Origin of the sequence: Microbacterium sp. LMX7-1.2 (genome assembly GCF_040675935.1) — a bacterium.
GTDB lineage: Bacteria > Actinomycetota > Actinomycetes > Actinomycetales > Microbacteriaceae > Microbacterium.
The window spans coordinates 1,325,264-1,341,988 of the sequence record NZ_JBEGIL010000001.1; the positions used below are offsets into that span (position 1 = coordinate 1,325,264).

The 16,725-nt window shown below is 69.1% G+C and carries 14 protein-coding genes; 5 read left to right on the forward strand and 9 right to left on the reverse strand.

The window, feature by feature from the left end; genetic code table 11:
• Positions 1-99 precede the first annotated feature (99 nt).
• Genes MRBLMX7_RS06505 through MRBLMX7_RS06520 form a run of 4 tightly spaced genes read right to left on the reverse strand, consistent with a single transcriptional unit; the run spans position 100 to position 3,864 of the window.
• On the reverse strand, positions 100-1,125 hold the full coding sequence (locus tag MRBLMX7_RS06505; RefSeq protein ID WP_363366824.1) for an ATP-binding protein: 1,026 nt from the start codon (positions 1,123-1,125) through the stop codon (positions 100-102).
• On the reverse strand, positions 1,122-2,648 hold the full coding sequence (locus MRBLMX7_RS06510; RefSeq protein ID WP_363366826.1) for a Mu transposase C-terminal domain-containing protein: 1,527 nt from the start codon (positions 2,646-2,648) through the stop codon (positions 1,122-1,124). The genes MRBLMX7_RS06505 and MRBLMX7_RS06510 overlap by 4 nt, the downstream gene beginning before the upstream one ends.
• On the reverse strand, positions 2,645-3,127 hold the full coding sequence (locus tag MRBLMX7_RS06515) for a hypothetical protein (RefSeq protein ID WP_363366828.1): 483 nt from the start codon (positions 3,125-3,127) through the stop codon (positions 2,645-2,647). The genes MRBLMX7_RS06510 and MRBLMX7_RS06515 overlap by 4 nt, the downstream gene beginning before the upstream one ends.
• Positions 3,127-3,864, reverse strand: coding sequence for a TnsA-like heteromeric transposase endonuclease subunit (locus MRBLMX7_RS06520; protein ID WP_363366830.1), 738 nt, complete (start codon positions 3,862-3,864; stop codon positions 3,127-3,129). The genes MRBLMX7_RS06515 and MRBLMX7_RS06520 overlap by 1 nt, the downstream gene beginning before the upstream one ends.
• Positions 3,865-4,312: 448 nt before the next feature.
• Between MRBLMX7_RS06520 and MRBLMX7_RS06525 the strand changes: the two genes are divergently transcribed.
• From MRBLMX7_RS06525 to hrpB, 3 genes are all read left to right on the forward strand, one after another.
• Positions 4,313-4,741 carry a MarR family winged helix-turn-helix transcriptional regulator gene (locus MRBLMX7_RS06525; protein ID WP_363366832.1) on the forward strand — a complete coding sequence of 143 codons (429 nt, stop codon included), beginning with the start codon at positions 4,313-4,315 and terminating at the stop codon, positions 4,739-4,741.
• A gap of 285 nt (positions 4,742-5,026) precedes the next feature.
• Positions 5,027-6,625, forward strand: a complete 1,599-nt coding sequence (locus MRBLMX7_RS06530; protein WP_050721833.1) for an SPFH domain-containing protein — start codon at positions 5,027-5,029, stop codon at positions 6,623-6,625.
• 201 nt (positions 6,626-6,826) lie between these two features.
• The gene (gene hrpB, locus MRBLMX7_RS06535) at positions 6,827-9,376 is read left to right on the forward strand and encodes an ATP-dependent helicase HrpB (RefSeq protein ID WP_363366834.1); all 2,550 of its coding nucleotides are present in this window, start codon (positions 6,827-6,829) and stop codon (positions 9,374-9,376) included.
• Positions 9,377-9,569: 193 nt separating this feature from the next.
• Here hrpB and MRBLMX7_RS06540 read toward each other — a convergent pair whose 3' ends face one another.
• Genes MRBLMX7_RS06540 through MRBLMX7_RS06555 form a run of 4 tightly spaced genes read right to left on the reverse strand, consistent with a single transcriptional unit; the run spans position 9,570 to position 13,423 of the window.
• Positions 9,570-10,304, reverse strand: a complete 735-nt coding sequence (locus tag MRBLMX7_RS06540; RefSeq protein WP_363366836.1) for an ABC transporter permease — start codon at positions 10,302-10,304, stop codon at positions 9,570-9,572.
• Positions 10,301-11,077: an ABC transporter ATP-binding protein gene (locus MRBLMX7_RS06545; RefSeq protein ID WP_363366838.1), complete on the reverse strand. Its 777-nt coding sequence runs from the start codon at positions 11,075-11,077 to the stop codon at positions 10,301-10,303. Before MRBLMX7_RS06545 ends, MRBLMX7_RS06540 begins: the two co-directional genes overlap by 4 nt.
• 48 nt (positions 11,078-11,125) lie before the next feature.
• On the reverse strand, positions 11,126-11,881 hold the full coding sequence (locus MRBLMX7_RS06550) for an AAA family ATPase (RefSeq protein WP_050721837.1): 756 nt from the start codon (positions 11,879-11,881) through the stop codon (positions 11,126-11,128).
• A gap of 45 nt (positions 11,882-11,926) precedes the next feature.
• Complete coding sequence (locus MRBLMX7_RS06555) at positions 11,927-13,423, reverse strand: L-serine ammonia-lyase, iron-sulfur-dependent, subunit alpha (RefSeq protein WP_363366841.1); 1,497 nt, start codon at positions 13,421-13,423, stop codon at positions 11,927-11,929.
• 101 nt (positions 13,424-13,524) lie between these two features.
• Between MRBLMX7_RS06555 and MRBLMX7_RS06560 the strand changes: the two genes are divergently transcribed.
• Positions 13,525-13,875 carry a hypothetical protein gene (locus MRBLMX7_RS06560; RefSeq protein ID WP_363366843.1) on the forward strand — a complete coding sequence of 117 codons (351 nt, stop codon included), beginning with the start codon at positions 13,525-13,527 and terminating at the stop codon, positions 13,873-13,875.
• Positions 13,876-13,977: 102 nt separating this feature from the next.
• Here the strand turns inward: MRBLMX7_RS06560 and MRBLMX7_RS06565 are convergent, their stop codons facing one another.
• Entirely contained in the window at positions 13,978-15,708 is a 1,731-nt protein-coding gene (locus MRBLMX7_RS06565; protein ID WP_363366845.1) for an L-aspartate oxidase, read from the reverse strand.
• 72 nt (positions 15,709-15,780) lie between these two features.
• On the opposite strand from MRBLMX7_RS06565, the gene MRBLMX7_RS06570 reads away from it, so the two are divergent.
• Positions 15,781-16,713 carry a LysR family transcriptional regulator gene (locus tag MRBLMX7_RS06570; protein ID WP_050721841.1) on the forward strand — a complete coding sequence of 311 codons (933 nt, stop codon included), beginning with the start codon at positions 15,781-15,783 and terminating at the stop codon, positions 16,711-16,713.
• Positions 16,714-16,725: the final 12 nt, after the last annotated feature.

A 16,725-nucleotide genomic window follows, 5' to 3' on the forward strand; every position in this document is an offset into this window, starting at 1 on the left:
TCTGGCCGATCGCGTTGGCAGCGCAGAGCCGCGTCCAGTAGCTCACTGGCGTCTCACCCGGGTATATGCAAACAGCGATCGGAAGCCCGCGCAGCAAGGTCATGCCGAACCCACGGGTGTTCGCGATCGGCGCGGCTTGGCGTACATCGTCGCGGCCGCCTGACGACGACGAAGTTCACGCTCGAACCCCGACAGATCAAGCGTCTCCGTTTCGTCCTCCATCGCCCTGAGAGCAGCAAACTGCAGCAGATCCTTGAGCAGACCGATCTCACCGCCGGTCAACGAGTGGAGCGACAATGCCGCGGGAAGGATTGACCCCGGGCGTTGCTCGACGAGACACAGCGAGTTCTCCATCGCGAGAAGTAGGTCGCCCCAGCGAGCCTTCTCATCGGCTGTGTTCAGTGGAAACGGCACAGCTACGTGCACTTCGAATCTCTTCCCGATCTGACCGCCCCGCTCACCATCGAGAAGCCCGGTACCTTCGACGGCGATTCCGGCATAGACGAAGGTGCCTCCGCATCGCTCCGACAGTTGCTTGAGCATGTCCGATGCCTCGATGTTCTGCCGGTACTTGAGGTCAAGGTGATGCACGTCGTCGATCAGAACGAGTTCAGTCGCGCACCGGCGGAGCGCGTTTGCCACAGCGTCCAGCAGATTGCCGTAGGTCATGCGGCCAAGAACGGGAATGCCCAAGAATCGGGCGAACTCGTGCATCAGCGCTTTGGCGGAGCACTGAGCCGGCACCGCGACGTAGACGACCGGAATCTTGCCCGGCCCCGCTGCTGGATGGCCAGTATCTCGCCGCCGGCGCTCGTGCGCGCGACCGACTTCGACGAGCGAGGTGGTCTTGCCCTGGCCTGGCTCCCCCGAAAGGATCAGGCCCAACTTGCCAACTCGCCGGTAAGTGTTGAGCATGACGCGATCACGCACGGCATTCTGAAACACCTGGAACTGCGGCGTCCGCACAAACGCGCCGGCTTGGGAGTACCGGGCGCGGGCCTGGTTGTACAACGCTCGGTCTCCAAAGCTCAGGGCCCGAAGATCCTTCAACGTGATTGGCGCCGGCCGTTCGTACACGGTGTCAACGTGCTCGCGCCAACCTTCCTTGGTGGTGATCTCGATCATTCGTCGAGTCTCCCCCGCACCTCATCCAGCATCTCGCCAATGAACGGGAAACCGCCGGTGTTCGGCCACTCGTCGGCGGACGCGCCTTTGACGGTTGACTCGACGGCCTCGGTAGACACGTCCTCGGCCTCGCGACTCTTCACGCTCGTGAGGTTCATCGGGTCGTCAGCGATCGCCGCCATCCGCGCACGCTGTCGCGCACTTCCCTTCTGATTGGTGTTCCGTGGTGCTGGATTCCCTCGCCCGGCGAAAGCCTTGATCGCCATGGCAAGCTCCCGACGTTCCTCGTCGAGATCGGCGACACCAGTGGAGAACTCAGTGCGGGCATACCGCCATACATCACCGAGCAGCGGGAGTTCATGGACCTTGTCCGTCCATCGCAGCGGAATGAACTCGCCGTCTCGTTCGAGCCAGACGACGTGCAGGTTGTAAGGGTCCACGCGGATCGGCCATCGACCGTTTTTCGCCTTGTTAGGAGACTTGCGCCTCCACAGGCCTTTGAGCCGCTCGGAGTTGTAGATCCGATTGTCGATGCGCACGCCATATCGGTTGAGTACTCGGTGAGCGACAGGTAGCAGCGCGATGTAGTCATCTCGAGTCAGCGGTACATGGAGCTCGGGCACGTACGCACGGAACGCCCGACACATCTCGTTCGGCGACAACTTGATGCGCGGATGCAGCGGGTCGCGCAGTCCGTCATGCGGACGGTTCTGCCACTCCACCGCAATCCAGTCCTCGATGAGTTCCTGGGCCTGAGCGATGGTCAGTAGTTCGGCAGACGCCGTGTCCGCGTCACGGCCGCGATGTTCGACGCTACGACCGACGTATCCCTTCACGTGCTGCAGCAGCATTGAGTTGATGGCCCCAAAGGCTCGCTCTACGTGCGGCTTGTCCGTCGGCGTATGCGGCGCCGAGGTGATCAGCGAGATCTTCAACGCTTCGCATGCCGCCCGAAAATGACGCGACAAGTAGTTGCGTCCACGATCCGTCGTGATCGTGTCCGGGAACACGTATGGCTGAGCGAGACGCAGTCGCTCGAAACGTTCCTGACCGATCAGCTGGTCTTCAGCCCATGCCGTCGAGATCAACTGCCTAGTCTCGCGAGCGCCCTCCATGCGGCGGCCGTATGGCACCAGGGCACGTGCAAGAACCGCCACCAGATCGACGCTCTTCGTGCCCTCCGGGCGCAGCATCGCGGCGAGGATCGACCGCGTCGCCACGTCAATGAGAATCGTCAGCTCGGGTCGGCCGACCGTTTCTTCATCGATCCGCAACATGACATCTATCCGAGTGGAGTCCATCTCGACAAGCTCACCGGGGCGTAGTGCGGTGCGGGTGCTGAACTTCCCGTCGGGCTGCAGCGCCAGCGACTCGCGAGTCTTGGCCGATCCGAAAGTGAATTGCCCACGATCGTCTGCTTCAAGAAGCCGGAAGAACGTCGCACGACTCGGCAGCTTCACCGAATCGCCATGCAGACGTTGGACGCGCCGCGTGATCTGCTCGATCGCGGTCGTTTGGCTCACGGTCGAGGAGCGACTCTTCCCTTCCAGGACGAAGTTGATGGCCTCGATGAGGCGCGGATCCCATTTGCTCTTGCGAGGTGCACGATTGCCTGCGTTGGTCGCCCCCCCCGGGCTCGGAACTCCTTGAGTCGGCGCTCTACGGCGCGCGTGGAGACGGGCTTACCTAGGCGCATCTCCAACCATTGACGCTCGGTTTCGACCGCCTTCCCGACCCCGACCTTGTCGCGTGAACCCTCGATGCGGATGCATACCTGAAGCCAGGGATCCATGCCTGGCTCGATGTCCTCGACTTGCAGCGGTCGACGTCGAAGGGCTGAGGTATCGGAGAGCATCGGCGTTGCATCGCGTCCGAGCTCGTCTACGGCGACTTCGACCTCGCCGCCGTCATCGTCTCGGAGCGTCGCGGAGTCCCTCTCGATGAAGAGAACCGTGTACTGACGCTGACGCCACATGAGCGACCCGCCGACTGCAATACGCATCACGCTTTCCTTTCCCACACGATCGATTTGGTGCTGAGTGGCTCTTCGAGATCCGTCTCGAGCAGCCCCGACCAGAGGTGTGCGTAGCAACGCGCATATCCCTCGGATCCGACGCCGAGCAACGCAGCAGCCTCAGCCAAAGGCAACCCGTCCTCCGGCAGCCCCGGCAGTTCCTCAGTGCTCGCGCTGCCTCGGAACGGCGCGAGGAATCGCAGGTTCGCTTCTCGGATCTGTGATTCGGCGTCATAGACGACGTACCGCCATCCGCGCTCAGCGGCGAACTGCCCAGTCATGTCGAACTGCGCCCTGACGTCGTCGTCGATCCGAGCCGCAGGTTTGACGTCCATCAGCACGGCCGTCCCGTCGTCCAGACGCACGAAAAAGTCCGGGCAATGCTCGCGCAGGCCGTCCGGAGTGACCCGTCGAATCCACATCGGCTGACTCGCGACTGCTACAACACCCGGCGTGCGGTCCAACTCGATGAGGCAGCCTCGCTCGGTCAAAGACTCAAAACCGATCGACAAGCCGAGCGCACCCATCCAGTGGTAGCCGTCGTAATGCCGTTTAAGTCGCCAACTAGGGAAAGCCCGAACAGGATCGCCGCGTTCGAAGGGGACGTGATCGCAATCGACGGCGTCGAGCTCCAGTTGCACGCCATCGAGACGGTACTCGACGCGCGCTCGCGTCACGCCTACTCCGGGAGCGAGAGGGGTCGGCCACTGCAGGGTCAGGTCCATAGGGATCCAATCGACATCGACGGATACGGCCTATTCGGCAGTCAGCCTCTCTCCTGGGGAGCGGTTCTGGCCTATGTCCTGAGCCTTGACAAAGATCACCCGACTGGGGATCTACTCACGAGCAGAGTACGTCTGGTGCCCAGCGCGCTTCCTCGACACGCCGCGGCTTCCGACACGTCGCGTGAGATTCCGGTACCTTCGTGAGACGCTCCGACAGTTCTCGTGAGACTCCGACACTTTTCGTGAGATCGGACATGAATGCCGACCCCCGCACAATTTCCGTGACCAAACCGTTGCATTCGTTACCTCGCCGTTATAGAGTGATCGCACGGTGAATGTTTGCTGTGGCATCCACCTCATGTGATTGCAGGACAACTCTTGGTGCAAGGGACAAGGGCCGGTCGGGAGCCTCTCCGACCGGCCCTTACTGTTGCCGTACTCTTTTCCCATGACAGATCGCAAGCTCGCCCTCGAGGCCTGGGAGAGCCTCTTCCGCGCGCAGCACGAGCTGTTCACCGAGATGAACGCCGACTTCGACCACTCCGACCTCGGGCAGGCCGAGTACGACGTGCTCCTCACCGTGACCCGCTCCCCCGACATGTCGGCGCGTCTTCGTGACGTCACCTCGAACATGCTCATCAGCCAGCCGAGCGTCTCGCGCCTCGTCGACCGCATGGTCACGCGCGGCCTCGTATCGAAGTGCCCCGATCCCGACGACGGTCGCGGTGCGCTGATCACCGCCACGGATGCCGGGGCACGGGCGTTCCGCAGCGTCGCCACGGTGCACGGCCGGTCGATCGCCTCGCGCATGTCGCGCCTCGACGACGACGAGCTGCGCACCCTCCGCGACCTGGCACAGAAGCTCCGCAACCGCTGACGCAGAGCACTGCGGGGCGCACGGCCCTTCCACGCCGAACGGCTGCGAAGGAGTTCGCACGTTCCGCAGGAGCATCCCTCCGATCCGATCCTGCGGATCGCGAGTTCTCCTGCGAAACGTGCGGCGCCCGAACGCGCGGATGCTCACTCCCCGAGCCCGAGCCCCGCCCCGGGGATTTCTCCCCGCGACGGCATCCCTCGGTTTCTGGCAGGGTGGAACCGAGTCCCGGCATCTCGCGTCGGGAACGCAGACCACCCCCTCGGGGGGAACCAGGGAGGTCAATCCATGGAGATCGCCGGAATCGTCGGCATCCTCGTCATCGTCGGGATCGCGGTCGTCGCCGCCGTCGTCATCCTGCTCATCCTGCTGCTGTTCGCACGCAGCTGGATCAAGGTCGCGCGCGCCGACGAGGCGCTCGTCATCTCGGGCCGCAAGCAGAAGGTGGCGCGCGCCGTCATCGGCGCCGACGGCACGACCCGCGACGAGATGTCGGAATCGCCCGTCACGGTCATCGTGAACGGGAAGTCGCTCGTCAACCCGATCACACAGCGCCACGAGATCATCTCGCTGCGTTCGCGGCAGGTGTCGCTCAACGCCGAGGCCCAGTCGCTCGACAGCGTCACGCTCAACGTCGACGGCGTCGCGATCGTCAAGATCGGCTCCGACCCGATCCTCGTGCGCCGCGCCGCCGAGCGATTCGCCTCGCAGGACAAGGCCATCGAGCAGTTCACCACCGAGCAGCTCGAAGGCGCCCTGCGCGGTATCGTCGCGACGCTGTCGGTCGTGGAGCTCATGCGCGAGCGCAAGAAGTTCTCCGACCAGATCGCCGCCGACGTCTCGCAGGAGCTCGCCGAGCAGGGCCTCATCCTCGACTCGTTCCAGATCAAGGGCATCACCGACAAGGTCGGCTACATCGGCTCGCTCGGCGCCCCCGAGATCCAGGCGAAGCGTCAGTCCGCGGAGATCTCGCAGACCAACGCGGACCGTGCGATCAACCAGAAGAACATCGCCAACCAGGAAGCGAACCTGGTCGAGCAGACCGCCCTCGACACCAACACGGCCAACGCGAACGCCGGCATCGGTCGGGCTCGCGCCGAGGCGGAGCAGGCCGAGCAGCTCGCCCGCGCCCAGGCCGAACAGGCCGTTCTGCAGCAGCAGGCCGAGAACAAGCAGGCCCAGCTCGACGCCGACGTCAAGCGCGTCGCCGACGCGCAGCGGTACGAAGCCGAGACCCGCGCGCAGGCCGAGCTCTACACGCGTGAGCGCGCCGCCGAGGCCGCCGCGATCGAGCAGGTCAAGCAGGCCGAGGCCCGCACCCGCATCGCCGAGCAGCAGGCCCAGGCAGACAAGGCCAAGGCCGACGGTGAGGCCGCAGCCGCGATCGCCCGCGCGACCGGTGAGGCCGACGCGCTGCGCGCCCAGGCCGAGGCCGAGTCCGAGGCGCGTCGTCTGCGTGCCAGCGCCGAGGCCGATGCGATCCGCGCCGAGGGTGAGGCGCGAGCCGCCGCCGTCGAGGCCGAGGCGAAGGCCATCGCGTCCAACCAGGACGCGTTCCTGTCGCAGCGCGTGCTCGAGACGCTCCCGGCGATCATGGCCGAGTTCGCCAAGGGCTACGCCGCGATCGGCAGCGTGTCGATCATCGGCGGGTCCGGCGAGGACGGCGCCTCGAACGTCGTCGGCGCCGACAGCGCGAAGGCGCTCAAGTCGGTGTTCGACAGCGTGAGCTCCGCGACCGGACTCGACCTGGCGTCGATCATCCAGGGTCAGGCCGTCGGCCGCGGGATCGGCGAGGGCGTCGCCGCAGCGTCCGCGCCCGCCGCGAAGCGCGAGCCGAAGCCGACCACGCCTCCGCCGCCCGCCCCGCCGGCAGCCGCGGCGGAGTAAGCACGACGGAACAGCGGATGCCGCGGCCCCTCGAGGGTCGCGGCATCCGCTGTTCCGCGTTCCCGTCTCTCCCCCGCCCTGCCCCGCCATAACTCCGGAGATCCGTCCGCATCGGCGCCCCGTACCGGGCCGAGGCGCTCGGCCGGCCCCGATTCTCCGGAGTTGTGAAAGCACAGCGCGCTCACCGGGCACACTGGAGAGATGATGTCCGCCGCCTTCGACCTCGCCGCGATCGGCGCCGGGCTGTCGTTCGCGGCGTCCCTCCCCGACGTCGAGGCGGCACTCGACTCGAGCACCTCGCTCGTGGTCAGCGCTCCTCCCGGCACCGGAAAGACGACCCTCGTGCCGCCGCTGCTCGCGTCGCGCTCCACCGGCCGCGTGATCGTCACCCAACCGCGTCGCGTGGCCGCACGTGCCGCCGCTCGACGCCTCGCACAGCTCGACGGGACCGCACTCGGCGACCGCGTCGGGTTCACGGTCCGCGGCGAGCGCGCCGCCGGCCCCGCGACACGGATCGAGTTCGTGACGGCGGGTGTGCTGCTGCGGCGGATGCTCGACGACCCGGGCCTCGACGGCGTGGATGCCGTCATCATCGACGAGGTGCATGAGCGCGCGCTCGAGACCGACCTCCTGATCGGGCTGCTGTCGGAGGTGCGGGAGATGCGAGAGGACCTCGTGCTCGTGGCGATGTCCGCGACGCTCGATGCCTCGCGCCTCTCCGTCGTGATCGGCACCGACGCCGACCCCGCTCCGATCGTCGACCACGACGTCCCCGCGTTCCCGCTCACCGAGCGCTGGGCTCCGAGCCCCGGACCCCGTCTCGACGAGCGCGGCGTGACGCGGGAGTTCCTCGACCATGTCGCGCGCACCGCGGCTGCCGCCGCCCGCGACCTCGTGCGCGAGGATGCCGGCGGCGATGTGCTGGTCTTCGCGCCGGGCGCCTACGAGGTGAACGCGATCGCCCGACGGATCCGCGACCTCGACGGATCGTTCGACGTACGCGAGCTGCACGGCCAGCTTCCCGCCTCCGAACAGGACGCGGTGATCCGCGGGCGTCGCCCCACCGAGTCGCCGCGCATCATCGTGACGACGGCGCTCGCCGAGTCGTCGCTGACGGTGCCGGGAGTGCGTCTGGTCGTGGACTCCTGCCTATCGCGGCATCCGCAGCGTGACGCGGCACGCGGGATGACGGGACTCGTGACGACGGCCGCGCCGAGATCCTCCTGCGTGCAGCGGGCGGGTCGTGCGACGCGCCAAGGGCCGGGCACCGTGATCCGCTGCGTCGACGAGCGCACCTATGCGGCGGCACCCGCGCGACCCGCCCCGGAGATCGCGGTGACCGACCTCACGGATGCGGCGCTCCTGCTCGCATGCTGGGGCGCGCCCGGCGGCGGCGGGCTGCGCTTGATCGACCCCCTTCCGTCCGACAGCCTCGCCGAGGCGCTCACCGCGCTGCGCGGCCTCGGGGCTATCGACGAGGACGGAAGAGCCACCGCCGAGGGACGCGCGCTCGCCCGCATCCCGGCCGACCCGCGACTCGCCCGCGCGCTCCGTGAAGGCGGCCCGGTCGTCGGCGCTCGTCTCGCGGCCGAGGTCGTCGCTCTCGTGGGCGGTGACGTGCGCATCGCGGAGGGTGACGTAGCGCAGGCGCTGGTCGCGCTCCGCGGCGGGCGCACGCCCGAGGCACGGCATTGGCGTGCCGATGCGGACAGACTCGAGCGCCTGGTCGACGCGACCCCCGGCATCCGCTCCGACCTCGACGGCACGGGCCTCGTGATCGCGCTGGCCTTCCCGGAGCGGATCGCGCGGCGAGTGGAGCGCACCCCTGACGGCGCGACGTTCCTGCTTGCATCCGGGACACGCGCCGGAATGCGTGGTCCGCTCGCGGCGGCGGAGTGGATCGCCGTCGCCGACGTGGCCCGCGCATCCGGTCGCGTCGCCGCAGGCTCGGGCGCTGTGGTCCGCGCGGCCGCCGTCGTCACCGAGGCGCTGATCGAGCGCGCCGCGAGCCATCTGATGACGGATCGCGTCGAGGCGGAGTTCGTCGGAGGTCGCGTGCAGGCCCGACGCGAGCGCCGCATCGGCGCGATCCTGCGGTCGTCGGCGCCGGTGCGCGCCTCAGCCGAGGACGGACGGGATGCCGTGCGCCGGGCGCTGCGGCGTGAAGGGCTCGACGTGTTCCGGTGGTCGGACTCCGCGGAGGCTCTGCGACGCCGCCTCGAACTGCTGCGGCGGGAGATCGGCGATCCCTGGCCGGATGTGTCGGATGCCGGCCTGCTGGTGTCTCTCGACGCGTGGCTCGCCCCGGAGCTCGACGCCCTCGCCTCCGGCACTCCGGCGGCGAAGCTCGATCTGACGACGGCGCTGCGGCGTCTGCTGCCGTGGCCCGAGGCCGCGCGTCTCGACGAACTCGCACCAGAGCGCCTCGAGGTGCCGAGCGGATCGCGGGTGCGCATCGACTACCCCGCCGTCGACGACCCCGCCCGTCCGGTCGTGGCGGTCAAGCTGCAGGAGTGCTTCGGATGGGCCAAGACCCCGCGGCTGGTCGACGGTCGGGTCCCGGTGCTGTTCCACCTGCTGTCGCCCGCCGGACGACCGCTCGCGGTCACCGACGACCTCGCCTCGTTCTGGTCGGGGCCGTACGCGCAGGTGCGCGCCGAGATGCGGGGCCGCTACCCCAAGCATCCCTGGCCGGAGGACCCGTGGACCGCCGCGCCGACCCGGCACACCAAGAACCGGGCCAGGCGCTGAGGAGAGACGTCGTTTCGTCTCGCTGCGCTCGCTCAACGACCGGAGGGGCGCGCTCGCCCAACGACCGGAGGGGCGCGCTCGCCCAACGACCGGAGGGGCGCGCACGCTCAACGACCGGAGGGGTGCGCTCGCTCAACGACCGGAGGGCTGCGCTCGCTCAACGACCGGAGGGGCGCGCCCGTCGACCGGTCGGTCAGGACGTGCGTCGCCGCAGTGTGAGGGAGGCGAGCACGAGCGCTCCCACCCCGAACGCGACGACCACGAGCAGCGGGCGGTACACGTCCCACCCGTCGTCTCCCGCGGTCACGGCGTTGATGGTGTCGATCGCGTAGCTGAGCGGCAGCCAGTCCGAGATCGCGTGCAGCACATCGGGCATCTGGTCGCGCGGCATGAACAGCCCACCGAGGATGATCTGCGGGAACACCAGCAGCGGCATGAACTGCACCGCCTGGAACTCCGTCTGCGCGAACGCGCTCGCCAGCAGCCCGAGCGCCGTGCCCAGGAGCGCGTCGACCACCGCGACGAGACCGAGCTGCCACAGCTCGCCGTCGACGGTCAGGCCGCAGACGCCGACCGCGAAGGACACGGTGATCACCGCCTGCAGCAGAGCCATGAGTCCGAACGCGAGCGCATACCCGAGGATGAAGTCGGCCTTGCCGAGCGGAGTCGTCATGAGCCGTTCGAGCGTTCCCGAGCGTCGCTCGCGCAGTGTCGTGATCGATGTGATGAGGAACATCACGATGAACGGGAACAGGGCGAGGATCGCGCCGCCGAACCGGTCGAACACCCCGTCCTGGTCGCTGAACAGCCACGCGAACAGGCCGACGAGCAGGCTGGGCGCCACGAGCATCAGCGCGATCGACCGCGGGTCGTGCCGCAGCTGACCGAGCACGCGGCCGGCCGTCGCGAACATCCGCCGACCGTTCATCGTCCCGCCTCACGTCGTGTGCGCCGCGTCTCGGATCGTGCCGCCTCATCGTGGTCGCGCGTGTCGCGGTCGATGAGCGCCAGGAACGCGGCGTCCGGCTCGGTCGTGCCCGTGTCGCGCAGGAGATCGGTGGGGGTGGTGTCGGCGATGATCCTTCCCGCACGCATCAGCAGCAGGCGGTCGCAGCGCAGCGCTTCGTCCATGACGTGGCTCGAGACGATCATGGTCACGCCGCGCTCGGCGAGCCCGCGGAACAGCTCCCACAGTTCGACCCGCAGCACCGGGTCGAGGCCCACGGTCGGCTCGTCGAGGACGATGAGCTCCGGGGATCCGACCAGCGCCGCCGCGAGCGAGATGCGGGTCTTCTGCCCGCCGCTCAGCGAGTCGACGAGCTGCCCTGCTTGGCCTCGGAGGCCGACCTCGTCGACGACCCGGTCGACGTCGCCCTTCGGCGCGCCCAGCACCGAGGCGAAGTAGGCGAGATTCTGCCGCACGGTGAGGTCTCCGTACACCGCGGCGCCCTGCGTGCCGTAGGCCACGCGATGTCTCAGGCGCGGCGATCCGCCCGCCTCGCCCAGCACGGTCACGGTGCCGCCCGCGATGCGCTGCACCCCGACGATTGATCTCATGAGCGTTGTCTTGCCGCACCCCGAGGGGCCGAGCAGTCCCGTGATCTGCCCGCGCGGGATCGTGAGATCGACGCCGTCGAACACCGTCGTCCTGCCTCGCCGCACTCGAAGGCCCGCGATCTCCACCGCCGACGCACTCGTCATGCGATGACTATCCTCCCGCCGCCGCCGTCCGGTCAACAGGACGCGCGGTCAGTCCAGGAGGTGCCGCAGATACCGCGGCGGGTCCTGCAGGAAGGAGCGCCAGTGGTTCACGAGCTCGAGGTCCTGCCATTCCGCCGGACGGATGCCCCAGTCGCCGACCTCGAGGATCCTCGCGCCCGGCAGAGCAGCCAGCACCGGCGAGTGCGTCGCGCACAGCACCTGTCCACCCTCGTCGACGATGCGCTGCAGCACGGCGATCAGCGCGAGCGTCGACTGGAACGACAGCGCGGCCTCGGGCTCGTCGAGGCAGTAGAAGCCGGGCTCGTCGAAGCGGCTCTCCAACAGCGCGAGGAACGACTCGCCATGGCTCATCTCGTGGAACGGTACGTCGGGCCCGCTCATCGAGGGGTTGTCCTCGAGATACGTGTAGAACGAGTGCATGGTCTCGGCGCGGAGGAAGAACCCCCACCGATTAGCGCCGATGCCCCGCTGCAACCGCAGCCATCCCGCCAGTGGGGATTCGGTCGGCCGTGTGCTGTGCATGGCCTGACGCGAGCCGCCCTCGGGAGACAGCCCGTACGCGCCCGCGACCCCCTCGACGATCGTCGACTTGCCGCTGCCGTTCTCGCCCACCAGGAACGTGACGCCCGGCGCGAGATCGATTCCGTCGCGCAGCACCTGGGCGACGGCCGGGATGCTCGTGGGCCAGAGTCGCCCGGGCTCCGGTGCGTCCGCGCCCGCGCGCACCGAGACGATGGGCTGCTCGCGCTTCCGCCTGCTCCCCGGCGTCCAGATCGACTCCATGTCACCTCCTCCGAGGAGGCTATCCCGAACCGCCGACGTCACCGCTCAGCACTCGATGACGTTGACCGCCAGACCGCCCTCGCTGGTCTCCTTGTACTTGGTCGACATGTCCAGGCCGGTCTGACGCATGGTCTCGACGACGGCATCCAGGGAGACGTAGTGGCTGCCGTCGCCGCGCAGCGCGAGCCGTGCGGCTGCCACCGCGGTCGACGCGGCGATGGCATTGCGCTCGATGCACGGGATCTGCACGAGACCGCCGATCGGATCGCAGGTGAGTCCCAGGTGGTGCTCCATCGCGATCTCGGCGGCGTTCTCGATCTGCCGGTTGGTGCCGCCCATCACGGCGGTCAGTCCTCCCGCGGCCATGGCGCACGCCGAGCCCACCTCGGCCTGGCATCCGCCCTCCGCCCCCGAGATCGACGCGTTCGCCTTGAACAGCGAACCCAGCGCGGTGGCCGTGAGGAGGAAGCGCCGGATCCCGCGGCGGCGGTTCGCCTCCGCGACGGCATCGGGGTCGTCGATCGCGCCGACCGCGACGAGCGAGGCCTCCGCTCCGAAGCCGAGCAGCGCGCTGCCGACCAGCTCTCCGTACGGCGTGACCGCGTTGCCCGCTCCGAGGCCCGAGTCTGCGAGGAAGCGCCACCAGTACATCGCCACGGCGGGGAGGATGCCGGCGGCACCGTTCGTCGGAGCGGTCACGACGCGTCCGCCCGCGGCGTTCTCCTCGTTCACGGCGAGCGCGAAGGCCCCGAGCCATTCGCCGGGGAGCTCGCGGTGCCCGTCGGCCTCGACGTCTTCGAGCTGTCCGCGGATCACGCTCGCGCGCCGCTTGACCTTGAGGATGCCCGGCAGCACGCCGTCCGAGTGCAGGCCCGCGTCGACGCAGCCGGACATCGCGTCCCAGATGGCGTCGAGTCCCGCGGCGACGTCCTCCTCCGAGCGCATCGCCGTCTCGTTGAGGCGCGCGAGCTCCGCGATCGAGAGGCCGTGCTCGTCGCACAGCGCGAGCAGCGAGGCGGCATCGGCGTAGGAGTACGGGAGCGCCGCAGTCGCGAGCGTCGTCTCCTCGCCGTCGCGTCGGATGAAGCCCCCGCCGACCGAGTAGTAGGTCTCCTCAGCCACGATCGCGCCCGCGGCATCCGTCGCGGTGATCGTCATGGCGTTGGGGTGCCCGGGCAGTCGGGTGCGCGGCGCGAACACGATGTCGTCCTTCGCGAACGGCACGTCGTGGCTGCCGTCGATCCGCAGCGGCGCGCCCGCGGGGTAGTCGGTCCAGGCCGCGCGCACCTCGGCAGGATCGCAGGTCTCGGGCTCGAGTCCGCGGAGCCCCGCGACCACGGCATCCGGTGTCCCGTGGCCGATGCCGGTCGCGCCGAGCGATCCGTACAGCGTGCAGGTCACGCGGGCCACGCGGTCGAGCACATCCGTGACGGTGAGGCGTCGCGCGAACTCGAGGGCCGCCCGCATGGGTCCGACCGTGTGGGAGCTCGACGGCCCCACTCCGATGGAGAAGAGGTCGAAGGCCGAGACGTACGCTGTCACGCATCAAGCGTACGTCGTCGGCGGGATGCGGTCGTCAAGCCCCTTCCCCCGCGGCGCGCCCCGGGCGCATTCTGGGGGCTCGACGACGAGAGAGGACCATCATGTCGAACGACGCATCCGACCAGCAGCCCGCCCCCGAGGCTGAAGCGCAGACGCCCACGCCGACACCCTCCTCCGGCGACGCCGGCGAGGTCACCGCGAGCTCCCCCCAGACCGACGACGCCGACGACGCCGACGCCTCCGAATCCACTGCCGACACCCCCGAGCAGGCGGAGTCCCCCGAAGACGCCGATCCCGCCGAGGTGCCGGACACCGAGGAGCTCGAGGAGCCCAGCACCGAGAAGGCGCCCGGAGAGGAGCCGAAGGCCCCGAAGCGCGACGACCCCGAGCCCGACCATCAGGCGGTCGGGATCGGGGTCATCGACGGTCCGCAGACGGACCAGGGCGACTGAGGCGGCTCCTACCCCACCTCGCCGCCCACGTTCCGGTCGCAGGTCGTGCCGCTCCGAGGGCGCGGCGACGGCACGGAGTGCGACCGGAACGGGTTCGGGTGACTACTCGACGAGCTTGCCGGTCGTGTCGACCTCACGCATGAGTTCGGCGATCTCCTCCGGAACGGGTGGGATCTCCTCACGGGTCACGCCGGTGCTCGGGCTCCACACGAGATTCACGCGCAGCGTCGGGTCGGTGTCGGGGTAGTCGCTGCGGTTGTGGCATCCGCGGGTCTCGCGCCGCTCCAGCGCGGCCTCGAGGGTCGCTCGCGCCGCGATGACCGAGGCCTTGAGATCGAACGCGTGGGCGAGGTCCTGGAACCCGGCGATGTCGGGGTGGATGCCGATGTCCTCCAGCCGCCCCTCGATCATGTCGAGGTCCGCGAGTCCCGCCCGCAGTCCGTCCTCCGAGCGCACGACACCCGCGTGCTCCGTCATGGTGTTGCGGATCGCGCGCTGCAGGGCGCGGACGTTCTCGTGCCCGTCGGCCGCGAGCAGGTCGTCGATCTCGGCGCGGGCCTGCGCCACGGCATCCGCCGACCGGCGCTGCGCGTCGAGCCCCGCTGCATGGGCCATGGCCGCCTGGCCGACGATGCGTCCGTAGACGAGGAGCTCGATGAGCGAGTTGCCGCCCAGCCGGTTCGCTCCGTGGAGCCCGCTCGATGCCTCGCCGATCGCGTAGAGCCCGTCGACGTCGGTCTGGTGGTCGTCGGGACGCACCCACACGCCGCCCATCGAGTAGTGCGCGGTGGGCGCGATCTCGATCGGATCGGTCGTGATGTCGAGCATCTGCAGCTCCATCATCGTCTGGTAGACGCGCGGCAGCCGGGTCATGATCGTCTCGCGCGGCAGGTGCGACACGTCCAGCCAGACGCCCCCGTTCTCGGTGCCGCGCCCCTCGGCGATCTCGGTGTATGCGGCGAGCGCGACCCGATCGCGGGTGGAGAGCTCCATGCGCTCGGGGTCGTACTTGTCCATGAACCGCTCGCCGAGGGCGTTGCGGAGGATGCCGCCCTCGCCGCGCGCCGCCTCGGAGATGAGGGTGCCCGCCGCGTTCTCGGGCTCGATGATCCCGGAGGGGTGGAACTGTACGAGCTCGGGATCGCGCAGCCGCGCGCCCGCCTCGACCGCGAGCCGGAAGGAATCGCCGGTGTTCTCGTCGCGTCGCGAGGAGGTGCGTCGCCAGATGCGGTTGTGTCCGCCCGCGGCGAGGATCACGGCATCCGCGTGGATCAGGTAGCGCGTGCCGTCTGCCTGGTCGAAGCCGTAGGCGCCGAACACGACGTTGTCGCGCACCAGCAGGCGCGTGATGTAGACGTTGTCGAGGATCGGGACCTCGAGCTGATCGGCTTTCGCGACGAGCGTGCGCTGGATCTCCAGACCCGTGTAGTCGCCGGCGAAGGCCGTGCGGCGGAACGTGTGCGCGCCGAAGAACCGTTGCGAGATGCGGCCGTCGTCCTCGCGGGCGAAGTCCATGCCCCAGCGCTCCAGATCGCGGATGCCGCGCTCGGCCCCCTGCGTCACGATCTCGACCGTGTGCGGGTTGGCGAGCAGGTAGCTCTCCTTGATGGTGTCGGCGGCGTGCTGCTGCCAGCTGTCCTCGGCGTCCATCGTGCCGAGTGCGGCGTTGATGCCGCCGGCGGCGAGCGAGGTGTGGGCATCCTGTCGGGGGCGTTTGCCGACGGCGAGGACGTCGATGCCGTGCTCGGCGACCTCGATCGCGGCCCGGAGGCCGGATCCGCCGGTCCCGATGACGAGGACCGTGGTGGAGATCTGACGTTCGCGTGTACTCATGGGATCCACGCTAGTTAGGTCATCCTAATAGCGTCCAATGCATAGTTTCACTGGTTTCGATAGACTGCGGGCATGAACCTGGAGCAGCTCCGCAGCTTCGTCGAGGTCGCCCGACTGGGTCACTTCACGAGGGCGTCCGAGCACCTCCACCTGGCGCAGCCCTCGCTGAGCCGGCAGATCTCCACGCTCGAGCGCGAAGTGGGCGTCGAGCTGTTCCATCGTGCGCGCGGCCACATCGCGCTCACCGCCGCAGGTGAGGCGATGCTCCCCCGCGCGCAGCGGATGCTCGCCGAGGCCGAGGCGATCCGCGAGGAGATGGGAGAGCTCGCGGGGCTCCGTCGCGGACGCGTGCGCCTCGGCGCCCCGCCCACGCTGTGCACGAGCCTCGTCGCGGAAGCACTGAGCACGTTCCACGCCGCGCATCCGGGCGTCGACCTCCACCTCATCGAGAGCGGATCGCGGCTCCTCGTCGACCAACTCGGCGTGGGAGCGGTCGACATCGCGCTCATCACCGAGTCCGACGGCCCGCCGCCCTCAGGCTTCAGCCTCACGCGCATGCCGCTGCTCACAGAGGAGCTCGTGGTGGTCTCGGCCGCCTCGCGCCCGCCGATCGCCGTGACACCGTCGATCGGCCTCGCGCACCTCGCCACCCTGCCGCTCATCGCGCTCGACGAGACCTACGAGCTGCGCGCCGCCACGGATGCCGCGTTCCGCGCCGCAGGACTCACGCCGAACCACGTGCTGGAGGGGGCCGAGATGGACGCGCTCCTGCGCTTCGTCGAACGCGGCGTGGGCGTCGCGGTGGTGCCGGCGATGGTGCTGCTCGACCAGCCGGCGCTGCGGTCGGTGCGGCTGACCCACCCGACCATGACCCGCGTCGTGAGCCTCGCCCACCGCGCAGACGTCAGCCCCGCCACGGCGGTCGCCGCGATGCGCGACGTCATCGTCGCCACGGCCGCGGAGGTCGCCCGCCGCGACCCCGCGATCACGAGCCTGCTCGGCTGACGGCATCTCGCG

Excerpts from the sequence above, each read along its gene's own strand:
- MRBLMX7_RS06570 (WP_050721841.1), top strand. The coding sequence starts at position 15,781 with ATGAACCTGGAGCAGCTCCGCAGCTTCGTCGAGGTCGCCCGACTGGGT.
- MRBLMX7_RS06550 (WP_050721837.1), bottom strand. The coding sequence starts at position 11,881 with ATGGAGTCGATCTGGACGCCGGGGAGCAGGCGGAAGCGCGAGCAGCCC.
- MRBLMX7_RS06525 (WP_363366832.1), top strand. The coding sequence starts at position 4,313 with ATGACAGATCGCAAGCTCGCCCTCGAGGCCTGGGAGAGCCTCTTCCGC.
- MRBLMX7_RS06560 (WP_363366843.1), top strand. The coding sequence starts at position 13,525 with ATGTCGAACGACGCATCCGACCAGCAGCCCGCCCCCGAGGCTGAAGCG.
- MRBLMX7_RS06520 (WP_363366830.1), bottom strand. The coding sequence starts at position 3,864 with ATGGACCTGACCCTGCAGTGGCCGACCCCTCTCGCTCCCGGAGTAGGC.
- MRBLMX7_RS06565 (WP_363366845.1), bottom strand. The coding sequence starts at position 15,708 with ATGAGTACACGCGAACGTCAGATCTCCACCACGGTCCTCGTCATCGGG.
- hrpB (WP_363366834.1), top strand. The coding sequence starts at position 6,827 with ATGATGTCCGCCGCCTTCGACCTCGCCGCGATCGGCGCCGGGCTGTCG.
- MRBLMX7_RS06540 (WP_363366836.1), bottom strand. The coding sequence starts at position 10,304 with ATGAACGGTCGGCGGATGTTCGCGACGGCCGGCCGCGTGCTCGGTCAG.
- MRBLMX7_RS06505 (WP_363366824.1), bottom strand. The coding sequence starts at position 1,125 with ATGATCGAGATCACCACCAAGGAAGGTTGGCGCGAGCACGTTGACACC.
- MRBLMX7_RS06545 (WP_363366838.1), bottom strand. The coding sequence starts at position 11,077 with ATGACGAGTGCGTCGGCGGTGGAGATCGCGGGCCTTCGAGTGCGGCGA.
- MRBLMX7_RS06530 (WP_050721833.1), top strand. The coding sequence starts at position 5,027 with ATGGAGATCGCCGGAATCGTCGGCATCCTCGTCATCGTCGGGATCGCG.
- MRBLMX7_RS06515 (WP_363366828.1), bottom strand. The coding sequence starts at position 3,127 with ATGCGTATTGCAGTCGGCGGGTCGCTCATGTGGCGTCAGCGTCAGTAC.